13 protein-coding genes are annotated in these 14,288 nt (G+C 71.8%); 8 read left to right on the top strand and 5 right to left on the bottom strand.

Translation table 11 applies throughout. The annotated features are described in order from the left end of the window. Positions 1-271 precede the first annotated feature (271 nt). Positions 272-1,285: a maleylpyruvate isomerase family mycothiol-dependent enzyme gene (locus ABZ070_RS28625; RefSeq protein ID WP_356638228.1), complete on the bottom strand. Its 1,014-nt coding sequence runs from the start codon at positions 1,283-1,285 to the stop codon at positions 272-274. 60 nt (positions 1,286-1,345) lie between these two features. On the opposite strand from ABZ070_RS28625, the gene ABZ070_RS28620 reads away from it, so the two are divergent. The 3 genes from ABZ070_RS28620 to mug all read left to right on the top strand — a co-directional run bounded on the left by ABZ070_RS28620 (position 1,346) and on the right by mug (position 4,191). After that, positions 1,346-2,131, top strand: a complete 786-nt coding sequence (locus tag ABZ070_RS28620; protein WP_356638227.1) for an SGNH/GDSL hydrolase family protein — start codon at positions 1,346-1,348, stop codon at positions 2,129-2,131. 78 nt (positions 2,132-2,209) lie between these two features. Next, positions 2,210-3,652: an adenylosuccinate lyase gene (gene purB / locus ABZ070_RS28615; protein ID WP_356638226.1), complete on the top strand. Its 1,443-nt coding sequence runs from the start codon at positions 2,210-2,212 to the stop codon at positions 3,650-3,652. Continuing rightward, positions 3,649-4,191: a G/U mismatch-specific DNA glycosylase gene (mug, locus tag ABZ070_RS28610; protein ID WP_356638229.1), complete on the top strand. Its 543-nt coding sequence runs from the start codon at positions 3,649-3,651 to the stop codon at positions 4,189-4,191. The genes purB and mug overlap by 4 nt, the downstream gene beginning before the upstream one ends. Before the next feature lie 9 nt (positions 4,192-4,200). On the opposite strand, the gene ABZ070_RS28605 is transcribed toward mug, so the two are convergent. Continuing rightward, positions 4,201-4,638, bottom strand: coding sequence for a hypothetical protein (locus ABZ070_RS28605; protein WP_356638225.1), 438 nt, complete (start codon positions 4,636-4,638; stop codon positions 4,201-4,203). A 139-nt stretch (positions 4,639-4,777) separates the two neighbouring features. Between ABZ070_RS28605 and ABZ070_RS28600 the strand changes: the two genes are divergently transcribed. Further along, positions 4,778-5,935, top strand: coding sequence for an ROK family transcriptional regulator (locus ABZ070_RS28600; protein ID WP_356638224.1), 1,158 nt, complete (start codon positions 4,778-4,780; stop codon positions 5,933-5,935). 62 nt (positions 5,936-5,997) lie between these two features. Here ABZ070_RS28600 and ABZ070_RS28595 read toward each other — a convergent pair whose 3' ends face one another. Together ABZ070_RS28595 and ABZ070_RS28590 are read right to left on the bottom strand one after the other, a co-directional pair. Then, a complete protein-coding gene (locus ABZ070_RS28595; RefSeq protein ID WP_356638223.1) occupies positions 5,998-6,762 on the bottom strand; it encodes a GntR family transcriptional regulator in 765 nt (254 codons plus the stop codon). Between the two features lie 272 nt (positions 6,763-7,034). Beyond that, on the bottom strand, positions 7,035-7,928 hold the full coding sequence (locus ABZ070_RS28590; RefSeq protein WP_356638222.1) for an RNA polymerase sigma-70 factor: 894 nt from the start codon (positions 7,926-7,928) through the stop codon (positions 7,035-7,037). Positions 7,929-8,087: 159 nt separating this feature from the next. Between ABZ070_RS28590 and ABZ070_RS28585 the strand changes: the two genes are divergently transcribed. Then, on the top strand, positions 8,088-8,915 hold the full coding sequence (locus tag ABZ070_RS28585) for an alpha/beta fold hydrolase (protein ID WP_356638221.1): 828 nt from the start codon (positions 8,088-8,090) through the stop codon (positions 8,913-8,915). A gap of 216 nt (positions 8,916-9,131) precedes the next feature. Continuing rightward, positions 9,132-10,559: a GNAT family N-acetyltransferase gene (locus tag ABZ070_RS28580; RefSeq protein ID WP_356638220.1), complete on the top strand. Its 1,428-nt coding sequence runs from the start codon at positions 9,132-9,134 to the stop codon at positions 10,557-10,559. Here ABZ070_RS28580 and ABZ070_RS28575 read toward each other — a convergent pair. After that, entirely contained in the window at positions 10,468-11,694 is a 1,227-nt protein-coding gene (locus ABZ070_RS28575) for a PLP-dependent transferase (protein ID WP_356638219.1), read from the bottom strand. The genes ABZ070_RS28580 and ABZ070_RS28575 overlap by 92 nt on opposite strands. Positions 11,695-11,753: 59 nt before the next feature. Between ABZ070_RS28575 and ABZ070_RS28570 the strand changes: the two genes are divergently transcribed. Further along, a complete protein-coding gene (locus tag ABZ070_RS28570; RefSeq protein ID WP_356638218.1) occupies positions 11,754-12,245 on the top strand; it encodes an Lrp/AsnC family transcriptional regulator in 492 nt (163 codons plus the stop codon). Between the two features lie 127 nt (positions 12,246-12,372). Then, positions 12,373-14,061 carry a DUF885 domain-containing protein gene (locus tag ABZ070_RS28565; protein ID WP_356638217.1) on the top strand — a complete coding sequence of 563 codons (1,689 nt, stop codon included), beginning with the start codon at positions 12,373-12,375 and terminating at the stop codon, positions 14,059-14,061. The last annotated feature ends 227 nt before the right edge of the window (positions 14,062-14,288 follow it).

The raw sequence follows: 14,288 nt of genomic DNA, 5'->3' as shown, positions 1-14,288 counted from the left end.
CGGGGCCCGGGGCGCCGGCCTCGGGCCCGCGCCGGTCCTGCCGGGGCTCCGCCCCGAATCCTGCGCCGGAACCGCCGGCGGAGCCGGAGGTGCCCGACGCTGCGGCCCGCCCGGGCGAGGGAGGGCACCGCGCGCCACCGGCCGGGGAAGGCCAGAAGGAGGATCCGGGCGGAGCCCGTAAGGACTGTTCAGGCGGAGCACGCGAGGAGAGTCCGGCGAAGCTTTGCCAGGACGGCCCGGGCAAGGACCGGCAGGAGGGGATGCGCCCCGGCTACATGGCCGTGGCGGTAAGCCAGCCTTCCAGCACCGCGGCCCTCCCCGTCACCCTGAAGGACTCCTCGTCCGACCGTCGGCGGCCGTGGACGAGCAGCAGCAGGTCCGCCGCATCGGCCGAGACCGTCGCGTCGGCGTCGCCCTCGTCGCCGGCCTGCTTCGTCCACGAGAATCCGGCGGCGCCGAAGGTGACCGACCAGGCGGCGCCGGTGTCCTTGGCCAGCAGGCGGATCGAGCCGCCGGTGAGGGATGCCAGCCGCTCGGTGATCCCCCTGTGGTGCGGCACGTTCTCGAGGAACTCCTCGATGCCGTCCGCCGCCGTGCCCGGCGCAATGCGCGGCTCGAGCCCGAGGGCCAGCAGCGCGTCCGCGCAATGGATCACCGCCTCGAAGAGCAGCCGCCGCGGGTAGAAGGCGACCCGCTGGTCCGCGCCGTACGACCACATCGGCAGGTCGGGGTCGACCTTGCGCAGCGTGCGCAGGCACACCTCGGCGCTGCGGGCCATCCACTGCGGGTACTCCGAGGGCTCGGCCGGCAGGTCGAGGGGGACGTCCCGTGCCCACACCGGCTCGACGGCCCGCGTCCGCACGGCGTGCTCGGCCCAGCGGTGGGTCGTGCCGTGGTGTTCGACCAGGTCGCCCATGGTCCATCCGGGGCAGGTCGGTACCGGCGTGGCCGGGTCCACCTCCCGTACTGCCTCGGTGAACTCCGCGACGACGTTCTTGATGGCGTCGCAGTACAGCTCGTGCTGGTCGTCGTCGAGCCCGAACCCGTCGGGCACCCGCAGCAGGTCCTCGCGCCAGGCGCCTTCGGGGTGGCGGTCCGCCGCCCTGCGGACAAGTTTGGCGAGTTCGCGCCGGTCGGCCGGCGGCAGTCTGTCCAGCAGGAAGCCGGTGGACTCCAGCCACTTCACCGCGGTGTCCGGGTCGAGCACATCGTCGTCGCAGGTTTCGATCAGGGTCACCGCTTCGGCCAGCGCTTCGGCCAGCGCGTTCAGCAACGCGTCACTCACGAAAGCTCCCCTCCGGGTAAGGAACCGACGGACCTTACCGCGCGGTAGGATCGCTGCGCCATGGAGATGAATGCCAGTTACACCAGTTTTGTCGCGGTCGGTGACTCCTTCACCGAGGGCATGTCCGATCTGCTGCCCGACGGCTCCTACCGGGGCTGGGCGGACGTGCTCGCCGGCCGGCTGGCGGCCCGTACGCCCGGCTTCCGCTACGCGAACCTCGCGGTGCGCGGCAAACTGATCGGCCAGATCGTCGACGAGCAGATCAGCCGCGCCGCCGCCATGCAGCCCGATCTCGTCACCCTCGTCGGCGGACTGAACGACACGCTGCGCCCCAAGTGCGACATGGCTCGGGTGTGCGGACTCCTCGAGGAGGCGGTGGAGAAGCTCGCGCCGTCGTGCAAGCAGCTGGTGCTGATGCGCAGTCCCGGCCGCCAGGGCCCCGTGATGGAGCGCTTCCGTCCGCGTATGGAGCAGCTGTTCGCCCACATCGACTCGCTGGCCTCCCGGCACGGGGCACTCGTGGTCGACTTGTACGGCTCCCAGGCGCTGGGGGATCAGCGCATGTGGGACGTGGACCGGCTGCATCTGACCGCCGAGGGGCACCGCAGGGTCGCGGAGGCGGTGTGGCAGGGGCTCGGTATGGACGCGGAGGACGACTGGCAGGCGCTGCTGCCGCCCGCCCTGCGCACGGGCTGGGCGGCGCGGCGGGTCGCCGACGTGCAGTTCGCCCGCCGGCATCTGGGGCCCTGGATCGGGCGGCGGCTGACCGGCCGGTCCTCCGGCGACGGCCGTCCGGCGAAGCGTCCCGATCTGCTGCCCTTCGAGCCGCTGTCCACCGAGCCGTAGCCGCCGCAGGGCTTCGTAGCAAGGTACAACCGAGGGCGCGGCGCCGACCTGCAGAAACCGCCAGTAGAATCAGGACACGTGACTGCCGTGTCTGCGAAGCCTCGCATCCCCAATGTCCTTGCCGGCCGCTACGCCTCCGCGGAGCTCGCCGTCCTCTGGTCCCCCGAGCACAAGGTGAAGCTGGAGCGCCGGCTCTGGCTCGCGGTGCTGCGCGCACAGAAGGACCTCGGGATCGAGGTGCCCGATGCGGCGCTCGCCGACTACGAGCGCGTGCTCGACCAGGTGGACCTGGCGTCGATCGCCGAGCGCGAGAAGGTCACGCGCCACGACGTGAAGGCCCGGATCGAGGAGTTCAACGCTCTCGCGGGTCACGAGCACGTCCACAAGGGCATGACCTCCCGGGACCTGACGGAGAACGTCGAGCAGCTGCAGATCCGGCTGTCGCTGGAGCTGGTGCGCGACCGTACGGTGGCCGTGCTGGCGCGCCTCGGCAAGCTGTCGGGCGAGTACGCGGAGCTGGTCATGGCCGGCCGCTCGCACAACGTCGCCGCCCAGGCCACCACGCTCGGCAAGCGGTTCGCGACCGCCGCCGACGAGCTGCTCGTGGCTTACGGCCGCCTCGAGGACCTGCTGGGCCGCTACCCGCTGCGCGGCATCAAGGGCCCGGTCGGCACCGCGCAGGACATGCTCGACCTGCTCGGCGGTGACGCCTCCAAGCTCGCGGACCTGGAGCAGCGCATCGCGGCGCACCTGGGCTTCGGCACCGCGTTCACGTCGGTCGGCCAGGTGTATCCCCGTTCGCTGGACTACGACGTCGTCTCCGCGCTGGTGCAGCTCGCCGCCGCCCCGTCGTCGGTGGCCAAGACCATCCGTCTGATGGCCGGGCACGAGCTGGTCACCGAGGGCTTCAAGCCGGGCCAGGTCGGCTCGTCCGCGATGCCGCACAAGATGAACACCCGCTCCTGCGAGCGCGTCAACGGCCTGATGGTCATCCTGCGCGGGTACGCGTCGATGACCGGCGAGCTGGCCGGCGACCAGTGGAACGAGGGCGACGTGTCCTGCTCCGTGGTCCGCCGGGTGGCGCTGCCGGACGCGTTCTTCGCGCTCGACGGTCTGCTGGAGACGTTCCTGACGGTGCTCGACGAGTTCGGCGCGTTCCCCGCGGTCGTCGCCCGTGAACTCGACCGCTACCTTCCGTTCCTCGCCACCACCAAGGTCCTCATGGGCGCGGTCCGAGCCGGTGTCGGGCGGGAGGTCGCACACGAGGCCATCAAGGAGAACGCGGTCGCCTCCGCCCTCGCCATGCGCGAGCAGGGCGCGGAGCGCAACGAGCTGCTGGACAAGCTGGCCGCCGACGAGCGGATCCCGCTGGACCGAGGCCGGCTGGAGGAACTGATGGCGGACAAGCTGTCGTTCACCGGTGCCGCCGGCGACCAGGTGGCCGTGATCGTCTCCCGTATCGAGGAGATCGCCAAGCAGCACCCGGAGGCCGCCGGCTACACCCCGGGTGCGATCCTCTGACCCGCCCCACCCCCGCCGAGCTGGAGGCCGCCCGCGACCGCGTCGTGGAGGACGTGGTCGCGGACGGTCTCTCCGTGCTGTTCTGCGGTATCAACCCGGGCCTGATGTCGGGCGCCACAGGACACCACTTCGCCCGGCCGGGCAACAGGTTCTGGCCGGTCCTGCACCTGTCGGGCTTCACTCCGCGCCGGCTCCTGCCGTCCGAGCAGCGTGAACTGCTCTCGTACGGCCTGGGCATCACCAACGTGGTGGCACGGACGACCGCCCGGGCCGACGAGCTGAGCGACGAGGAACTTCGCGAGGGCGGACGGCTGTTGACGGCGAAGGTGGAGCGGCTGAGGCCCCGTTGGCTGGCCGTGGTCGGCGTGACCGCGTACCGCACGGCGTTCGGGGAACGCACCGCACGGATCGGACCGCAGGAGCGGACGATCGGCGGCACCCGCCTGTGGGCGCTGCCCAACCCCAGTGGGCTCAACGCCCATTGGACGCTGCAGACCATGGCCGAGGAGTACGGCAGGCTGCGGGAAGCGTCGCTCTGAGCGTGCGCTTCAGGGCGGGTCGACGTCGGTGACGACGGCGACGAGCCGGTGCTCGTCCTCACCTTCCGCGCGGGCGACACCGACGGCTATCCAGTGGTCCTCGACGCGCCAGATGTGCAGGTCCTCGGCGCAGTGGCTCAGCTCGTCCCAGGGCTGCGGGATCTCCTCGCCGCAGATGCTGCCGATGAACACCGACCACAGGGCGAACCACTGGGGCTGTCCCCACCGGCTGCTCAGCGCCACCACCAGCGCCTCGCACTCCGCCTCGTACGGCTCGCGCGACCGGTCGGGCGCGCGGTCGACCGCGGCGAGGCCGTCCGCCGGAGTGGGCAGCGTGGCCAGGTGGTAACCGGGCCCGCTGTCGCCGAACTCCGACCTGTCGCGCTGTGCCGGGAAGGCCCGGCCGCGCAGCAGGTCGATCGCAGCGAGATGCTGTGCCGTGGTCATACCTCCATTGAACCGGTTCCCACTGACACTTGGCGGGCCGTCACCCACTCCGTGCCGCCCTGGCTCCGGGCCCGCCGCGCGGCAGGACCCGGCAGCGAGTACGATCCGGCCAACACGGGCACGAGCTGGGAGGACACACGTGGGGCGGCTGACCGGCGGAGATCCCTCGCTGCTGCGGCGGATCAACTCCGCGGTGGTACTGCATTCCTTGCGTGGCACGGACTCCTCCACGCTGACCGATCTGACGCGGATCACGGGCCTGTCGCGGCCGACGGTCGAGGGTGTCGTCGAGGGTCTGATCGAAGCGGGGCTCGTCGTCGAGAGTGTTCCTGAGGAGGGCGGGGCGCGCCGGCAGGGGCGGCCGGCACGGCGGTTCAGGTTCCGCGCGGAGGCCGGTCATCTGCTGGGGGTCGAGATCGGGGCGCACCGGGTGGCGGCGCTGCTGTCGGGGCTCGACGGGCGGATCATCGGCGCCGGATCGCGCGAGGTGTCGGAGACGGCGGGTGCCGACGACCGGCTGGAGCGGGTACGGGCGGTCGTCGCCGATGTGCTGCGACGGGCCGGTGTGGCGCGGAGCAGTCTGCGCGCGGTGGGCGTCGGCTCGCCGGGGATCGTCGAGGCCGACGGGACGGTGCGGCTGTCCACGGCGCTGCCCGGCTGGACGGGGCTGGCGCTCGGCGAGCGGCTGCGCAGGTCGTTCCGGTGTCCGGTGCTCGTGGAGAACGACGCCAACGCCGCCGCGGTCGCCGAGCACTGGAAGGGCGCGGCGACCGACTCCGACGACATCGTGTTCGTGCTTGCGGGCCTGAGCCCGGGTGCGGGTTCGTTGATCGGCGGTCGGCTGCACCGCGGTTACGGCGGGGCCGCCGGGGAGATCGGGGCGCTGCATCTGCTGGGCCGTGACGAGACGCCGGAGAAGCTGCTGTCGACGACGGGTGAGCCGCTGCATCCCCTCGACGAACAGGCAGTCGCGGATGTGTTCGCGCTCGCCAAGAGCGGCGACGAGGGAGCTCTCGCGGCGGTCGAACGGTTCAACAAGCGGCTGGTGCACGACGTGGCCGCGCTGGTACTCGCTCTTGATCCGGAACTGGTGGTGATCGGCGGCTGGGCGGCCGGTCTGGACGGGGTACTGCCGCCGCTGCGCGACGAGTTGTCCCGGTACTGTCTGCGCCCGCCGCGGGTGACGCTGTCCCTGCTGGGTGAGGCGGCCGTCGCGACCGGCGCCCTGCGGCTCGCGCTGGACCATGTGGAGGAGCAGCTCTTCGCCGTCGATGGCACGGTGACGGCCCGCCGCTGAGTACGCGACGGGCCGACGGGATCGCCCGGGCCGCCCGGTCGACAGGATCGCTCAGCCCCGGGTCAGGAGGCGCGGCGCTCCGGGCCGTCGTGGCTTATCTCGAGGTCGCCTGTGTCGCCGAAGGTGAGGCGGCACGTGTCGGCACGGTACGTCGCGACCGAGACGGCGGCGGTGCGCCCTTCGGAGAAGAACCGGGTCGTGACCACCAGGACGGGCGCGCCGGGCAGGCGGTCCAGTTCCTTGGCGTCGACGGCGCCGGCCGAGCCGAGTTCGACCGCGCGGTCCTGGCCCTCGAGGTCGAGGCGCTGCAGTTCGCGCAGGACACTGCGCGCGAGGGCGGGGCCGGAGGGTGCCTCGATCGCCGGCAGGTCGGGCACGGAGGCGGACGGCACGTACAGCAGCTCGGCTGCGACGGGCTGACCGTGGCTGACGCGGAGCCGGCGCACCGTGTGCACCTCTTCGTCGGCCTCGGTGTCGAGTACACGGGCCACGGCCGCCGGCGGCACGGACACGGAGCATTCCGCGGCCTGCCATGCGTCATGGCCGGTCCCCGGCCAGTCGTGGCTCGACGTGGTCACATCGACGCCCATGCGCGGCGGGGCGACGGTCGTGCCGACGCCGCGGCGGCGCTGGAGGCGCCCTTCGAGCTCGAGCTGCTCGAGCGCCTGGCGCAGGGTGGCGCGGGCGACACCGAAGCGCGCGGCGAGGTCGCGCTCGTTGGGCAGGATCTCGCCGACCGCGAAGTCGGTGTCGAGTGCTTCGGCGAGCACGGTCTTGAGGTGCCAGTACTTAGGCTCCGGCACAGATTCCAGCTGCGTGGTCCCCACCCTGATCCTCCGCAATCGCCGTGTCAGCGGCGGCTTTTCCGCGCCCTTGTTTATTAAAGGTTCCTGCACTATCTCTGCGACCATAGGACGGGCCTCCCCCTTGGTCAAGACCAATGCTCTCGCGGTAACGCAGCGGAGCGGATCGGATTCGCTGGGCGTTCACGCGACTTTCGTACTGCGGCGCGCGGACGGCCGTACCGGGAAGGCGGGCAGCGCAGGACCCCGTGGGCCGAGGGGCACCCGCGGGGTTCCGATGTGCGCCGAGAGGGAATTCAGGCCGTGCCGGGTGAGGCGAGGGCGACGAGCTTGTCGGGGTTCCGGATGATGTAGACGCACTGGATGCGTCCGTCCAGTACCTCCATCTGCAGAACGCTGTCCGGCTTCCCGCCGGAGAGGACCAGCAGAGCCGGTGCGCCGTTGAGTTCGACGAAGCGGAAATCCATCTCCGGGATCGGCTCCTGCGAGACAGCGAAGAGGAAGCGGCCCACCTTGTCCGCGCTCTGCATGACGCGCAGAGGGGCCTTGGCCTTGCCCCCGCTGTCGCCGACGAGGCGCACGTCCGGTGCGAGCAGGGAAAGCAGCCCTTCCAGGTCGCCGCCGGCCGCGGCGGCCAGAAATCGTTCGGTGAGGGCGCGGCATTCGGCCGGGTCCACGTCGTAGCGGTGCTTGCGTTCGTCGACGTGCTTGCGCGCCCGTCCGCCGAGTTGGCGCACGGCCGCCTCCGACTTCTCCAGCGTGGCGGCGATCTCCGCGTACGGGAAGCCGAAAGCCTCGCGCAGCACGAACACGGCGCGCTCCAGGGGCGAGAGGGATTCGAGGACGACGAGGACGGCGAGCGAGACGGACTCGGCGAGCACGGCTCGTTCGGCGGTGTCGGGAACCACGGGGCCGAAGTCGGTGGCGACGGGCTCGGGCAGCCAGGGGCCGACGTACGTCTCGCGCCGGGACCGGACGTGCCGCAGCCGGTCGATGGCGAGGCGGGTGGTGATCCGTACGAGGTAACCGCGCGGCTCCCGTACGTCGGCACGCCCCTCGGCCGACCAGCGCAGCCACGCCTCCTGCACCACGTCCTCCGCGTCGGCGATCCGGCCGAGCATCCGGTAGGCGACTCCGGTCAGGACGGGCCGGTGTTCTTCGAAGAGGTCGGTCACGGTGTCGGTCGCCACCCCTCCATCCCATCCGACGCGGCGTCGGCTGTCCAGCAGGAGCCGGTGCGGCGCGCGGCACAGTGACGGGGTCCTGATGCCCGGACTCTTGAACTGGAAGCTACTGGACGGTAATTGTTACTGACAGTGCGTCTATCTCAACTACAGGAGCGTGCAGCCATGGCCGCAGAGATCTCGTTCTCCATCGAGACCGCCCGGGGCAGCCGCACGCTGTCCGTCGCCTACGAGCGCAGGGGCACCGGGGAGCCGCTGCTGCTGCACGGCATCGGCCACCACTGGCAGGCCTGGGAGCCGGTGATGGACATACTCGCCACGGAACGGGACGTGGTCGCCGTCGACCTGCCCGGCTTCGGCACGTCCGCCGCGCTGCCCGACGGCGTCCCGTACGACCTGACGACGGTGACGGCGGCGCTCGGCGCGCTCTGCGGCGCGCTCGGCATCGAGCGCCCGCATGTCGCGGGCAACTCCCTCGGCGGACTGCTCGCGCTCGAGTTGGGACGGGAGAAGCTGGTCAGGTCGGTGACCGCGCTGTCCCCGGCCGGCTTCTGGACGGAGGCCGAGCGCCGCTACGCCTTCATCACCCTGCGGGCCATGCGTGCTGGCGCACGCTCGCTGCCCCTGCCGATGATCGAGCGGCTGTCCCGGTCCGCCGCGGGACGGATGGCGCTGGTGAGCACCATCTACGCACGGCCCGGCCGCCGTTCACCCGAGGCGGCCGTCGCCGAGACGTGCGCCCTGCGCGGGGCTACCGGCTTCCACCAGACGCTCGCGGCCGGCGGCGCCGTGCTGTTCACCGACGATGTCCGCGACGTTCCCGTCACCATCGCCTGGGGCAGCCGGGACCGGCTGCTGCTGCGCCGTCAGGGCGTGCGAGCCAAGCACGTCATTCCCGGGGCGCGCCTGGTCAGGCTGCCCGGCTGCGGTCACGTCCCGATGAGCGACGACCCGGCGCTCGTCGCACGCGTACTGCTGGACGGCAGCCGTTGACCGGCGCCGGCGACCCTGCCGACACCCCCGTGCCCGGCACCCCACCGGCACCGGTCAACGCGCTGCCGTCCCGCTCGCTGACCGCGCTGCATCATGGAAACGAACGCTCCACGCCAGAAACGGCCAAAATCAGCCCACAGCGCTCCAGAACGGCGCTTAACCCATCAGTCACAAAGCGTTCGTGATCGCGCAACACCGGCCGGTCACAGTGAAGACATGACAGATGTGACTTCCGCGAAGAGTGCCCGCCGCCCGCACCACTGGCGGCGGGACCTTGTCGAACTGGCCGCGATGTTCACCGCCGTTGCGGTCGCCGACACCGTCGCCAAGCTGATCGGGCACACCCCCGACGGCCCGTTTCTGCTCATCGCCTCCGCCGTGACGCTGGCCGCGACCGCCGCGTTCCACACATGGTGGGCACGACGCCATAGTCATGCGCCGCCCACCGCCGAGGCGGCAACAAAGGCGGCAGCCGCGCCCGACCACGGTGCGGACACGGACCGCATGGCCCAGGACGGGCCGCGCGAGACCGCGCTGTGGCGGATGCGCACCACCGTCCAGGACACCCCCGGCACCCTCGCCGCCCTCTGCGCCGCCCTTGCCTCCCTCGACGTGGACATCCTGACGCTGCAGACCCATCCGCTCGCCGAGGGGACGGTCGACGAGTTCCTGCTGCGCGCGCCCGCGTCCCTCCAGGCCCAGCAGTTGGCCCGCGAGATCGCCCGGGCCGGCGGCAGCGGCACCTGGACCGAGCGTGCCGACGCCCACGACCTCGTCGACACCCCGACCCGGGTGCTCCACCTCGCCACCCGCACCGCGCTGGACACTGCGGAACTTCCTCTGGCTCTGCGGCAGTTGCTGGGTCGCTGCACCATCCGGTCCCGTCCGGCCCTCTCCCCCACCGGCCGGTCCACCGGCGAGATGCCTCCGGTGGAGGGCGTCCTGGAGGAGACGGTCATGCATCTGCGCGACCCGAACGGCGGCGCGATCACCGTCGAGCGCGCCTATCTGCCCTTCACTCCCACCGAGTTCGCCCGCGCCCGTGCCCTCGTCGACCTGGACGCGCGCCTCGGCCCCCGTGTCCCCCGCAGCCAGGACGTCCTCACCCTCCCCGAGGGCAACGAGATCACCGTGCGCCGCGCCGACCAGGACGACCTCGAGGCAGCCGTCGCGATGCACGAGCGGTGCTCCGAGCGCACCCTCGGCCTGCGCTACCACGGGCCGGTTCAGGATGCCGACCGCTACCTCAACCATCTGCTGAGCCCGCGTTTCGGCCGCACCCTCGCGGTCGAGACGGCCTCCGGGCGCCTGGTCGCCCTCGGCCATCTGCTGTGGGACGGGGAGGAGACCGAGGTCGCGCTGCTGGTGGAGGACGACTGGCAGCGGCGCGGCATCGGCTCGCAACTGCTCGGGCGTCTGGTGGACATGGCGGCCGAGGCCGACTGCGGCAGCGTCTACGCCGTCACCCAGGCCTCCAACACCGCGATGGTGGCGGCGATGCGCGGCCTGCGACTGCCGCTGGACTACCAGATCGAGGAGGGGACCCTGGTGGTCACAGCCCGACTGGATGCGGCTCCCGTCCCTCCGCGTTCCCCCCTCGAGCAGTCCCGGCAGACCGGATGGACCGAGCAGGCCGAGCGCTGAGGGCCTCGGTCAGATCGCGCCACAGGTCCTCGACGTCCTCGAGCCCGACCGACATCCTCAGCAGCCGGTCGCTGACGCCGGCCGATCGCCGGTCGTCCACGTCCACGATGCGGTGGCTGATGGAGGCCGGGTGCTGGATCAGGGTGTCGACGCTGCCGAGGCTGACCGCCGGCGTGATCAGCCGGACGCCGGCGATCACGTCGTGCGGGTTCCCGTACACCTCGAAGGAGACCATGGCCCCGCCGATGCTCGGGTAGTGGACCCGGGCGACGCGGGGGTCGGTGGCAAGCCTGCGGGCGAGGTCGGCGGCCGTGGTGGAGGCGGCCCGCACCCGCACCGGCAGGGTGGCGAGTCCGCGCAGCAGCAGGTATCCGGCCATGGGGTGGAGCACCCCGCCGGTCGCGAAACGCACCTGGCGCAGCTTGCGGGCGAACTCCTCGTCGCAGGCGACGATGCCGCCCATCACATCGCCGTGGCCGCCGAGGTACTTGGTCGCGCTGTGCAGCACCAGCCGGGCGCCGTGCTCGGCGGGCCGCTGGAGCACGGGGGTGGCGAAGGTGCTGTCGACGAGGAGCGGCACCGAGCCGCAGGCGTGCCGCACCGCTCGCAGGTCCACCTCGGCGAGCGTCGGGTTGGCGGGTGTCTCCACCATGACCAGGCCGGTGTCGGGCCGCAGGGCCTCGCCGATTCCGGCCGGGTCGGTCCAGGTGACCTCGGTGCCGAGGAGGCCCGCGTTCAGCAGATGGTCGCTGCAGCCGTACAACGGCCGGACGGCCACGACGTGACGCAGGCCCATGCTCGCACGCACCAGCAGTACGGCGGTCAGGGCCGCCATACCGCTGGCGAACGCGACGGCGCTCTCGGTTCCCTCGAGCTTGGCGAGCGCCGTCTCGAACCGGGCGGTGGTGGGGTTGTCCAGCCGCGCGTAGACGGGCGGCCCCTCCAGCCGGGCTCCGGTGGTGGCGAACGCGTCGATCCGCGCGGCCTCGCCGGCGGCGTCGTACGACGGGTAGGTGGTCGACATGTCCAGCGGCGGGGCGTGCAGTCCCAGCTCAGCGAGATCCTCGCGTCCGGCGTGCACGGCATGGGTGGCCAGGGCCCGGGTCTCGGGCGCGGCCGAGGCTGCGTTCTCCATGGCCGCACTGTGAACAGTTACCGGGAGGTAGCGATTCCTCGCCGTGCTACGTTCGGCAGATGGCTGATTCTGTCGCACTGGACCCGATAGATCTGCAGATTCTCCGCCTGCTGCAGAACGACGCCCGGACCACCTACCGAGAGCTTGCGGCGGAGGTCGGCGTCGCCCCCTCCACCTGTCTGGACCGGGTGACCAGGCTGCGCCGCTCCGGCGTGATCCTCGGCCACCGGCTGTCGCTCGATCCGGCGCGGCTGGGGCGAGGGCTGCAGGCGCTGCTTTCGGTACAGGTCCGCCCGCACCGGCGTGAACTGATCGGACCGTTCGTCGAACGCATCCGCGCGCTTCCCGAGTCGCTGGCGCTGTTCCACCTCACCGGCCCCGACGACTACCTGGTGCACGTGGCGGTGACGGACATGGCGGATCTGCAGCGGTTGGTGATCGACGAGTTCACCTCGCAGCGCGAAGTGGCCCGGGTGGAGACCCGCTTGATCTTCCAGCAGTGGGAGTGCGGGCCGTTGATGCCGCCGGCGGCGTCGGCCGGCGACAGATGACCGCTGCTGCCTGGCCCGGCGGCCGTTGACGCACATCGCCGCCGCCTGCCCCGGCGGCCCGTCGATGTCAGGTGTCCAAAGCCCGATGATGGTGACGCGGAGGCCACCTTCGTACGAGGATGGGCCCATGCCAGAGACTTCCAGCAGCGCGCTGCCCCGTCAGGTCGCCGACAGCTACGTCGACGCACTCATCGAACTCGATCCGACCCTCGGCACCTATCTGGGAATCAAGGAAAGTTCAGGGCTTCTCCCCGACTTCTCACCCGCCGGTCAGAACGCGCGCGCCGACCTGGCCCGCCAGACCCTGGCCCGGCTCGACGCGGCCGAGCAGCTGCCCGCCGCCGACAGCGACGAGGAGCGCCGCTGCGGCCGACTACTGCGGGAGCGCCTTTCCGCCGAACTCGCCGTCCACGACGCCGAAGAGGGCCTGCGCACGGTCAGCAACATCCACTCCCCCGCCCATTCGGTGCGTGAGGTTTTCACCGTGACGCCCACGCAGACCGAGGAGGACTGGTCGGCCGTCGCCGAGCGACTGCGCGCGGTGCCGGCGGCGTTGCAGGGCTACCGCGAATCGCTCGGCCTCGGGCTCGACAAGAAGCTGTTCGGTGGCCCGCGTGCGACGGCGACGTTCATCGAGCAGCTGACGGAGTGGGGCGGAGGCGGCAGTGACCGGGGCTGGTTCGAGGAGTTCGCGGCGGCCGGCCCCGCGTCCCTGCGCGTCGAGCTGGACACCGCGGCCGCTACGGCGACACGGGCGGTGAACGAGCTGCGCGACTGGATGCGTGACGTGTACGCACCCGCCGTGGCGGAGGCACCGGACACGGTCGGCCGCGAGCGTTACGCCCGCTGGTCGCGGTACTTCAACGGCACCGACCTCGACCTGGACGAGGCCTACGCCTACGGCTGGTCGGAATACCACCGGCTGAGCGCCGAGATGCGGAAGGAAGCCGACAAGATCCTGCCCGGGTCGGATCCTTGGGAGGCTCTCGCCCACCTCGACGAGCACGGGAAGCACATCGAGGGAGAGGAGGAGGTGCGGGTCTGGCTCCAGGAGCTGATGGACGAGGCGATCGAGGCCCTCGACGGCACGCACTTCGAACTCGCCGAACGGGTACGGCGGGTCGAGTCCCGCATCGCCCCGCCCGGCGGCGCCGCCGCGCCGTACTACACCTCCCCGTCCGAGGACTTCTCCCGGCCGGGCCAGACATGGCTGCCGACGATGGGCGCCACACGCTTCCCCGTGTACGACCTGGTGTCGACCTGGTACCACGAGGGCGTGCCCGGCCACCACCTCCAGCTCGCCCAGTGGGCGCACGTGGCCGACCGGCTCTCGCGGTACCAGGCCTCGGTCGGGCTGGTGAGCGCGAACGCGGAGGGCTGGGCGCTGTACGCGGAGCGCCTGATGGACGAGCTGGGCTTCCTGAACGACGCCGAGCGGCGCCTCGGTTACCTGGACGCGCAGATGATGCGGGCCTGCCGGGTGATCGTCGACATCGGCATGCACCTGGAGCTGGAGATCCCGGCGGACTCGCCGTACCACCCGGGCGAGCGGTGGACTCCGGAGCTCGGTCAGGAGTTCTTCGGGGCGCACAGCGGGCGGCCCGCGGACTTCGTGGAGAGCGAGCTGACGCGGTACCTGTCGATGCCGGCGCAGGCCATCGGCTACAAGCTGGGCGAGCGGGCGTGGCTGCTGGGCCGCGAGAACGCGCGGCGCGCGCACGGCGACGCGTTCGACGCGAAGGCGTGGCACATGGCGGCGCTCTCGCAGGGCTCGTTGGGGCTCGACGACCTGGTGGACGAGCTCTCGAAGCTGTGACGGCGGGGCGGGGGGCGTGGCCCTGCGGGGTTGTTCCCCCTGCTCTCACCCTCCCCCTACGGCTTGGCGGTCGTGCCGGACCCCAATCCCTGACACCGGGCCGGCCCGGTACCGCCCTAGGGGCGGTGTCCTCGGTCTCCCTACGGGCTGGGCGTGGGGGGGGGGGGGGGGGGGGCCCCCCCCCCCCCCCCCCGGGGCTTTGGCGGCGGGGGGGGGGGTCGCCGCCT

Origin of the sequence: Streptomyces sp. NPDC006283, assembly GCF_040613325.1 — a bacterium.
Classification (GTDB): domain Bacteria; phylum Actinomycetota; class Actinomycetes; order Streptomycetales; family Streptomycetaceae; genus Streptomyces.
This window is presented reverse-complemented; position numbering and strand designations above follow the sequence as displayed.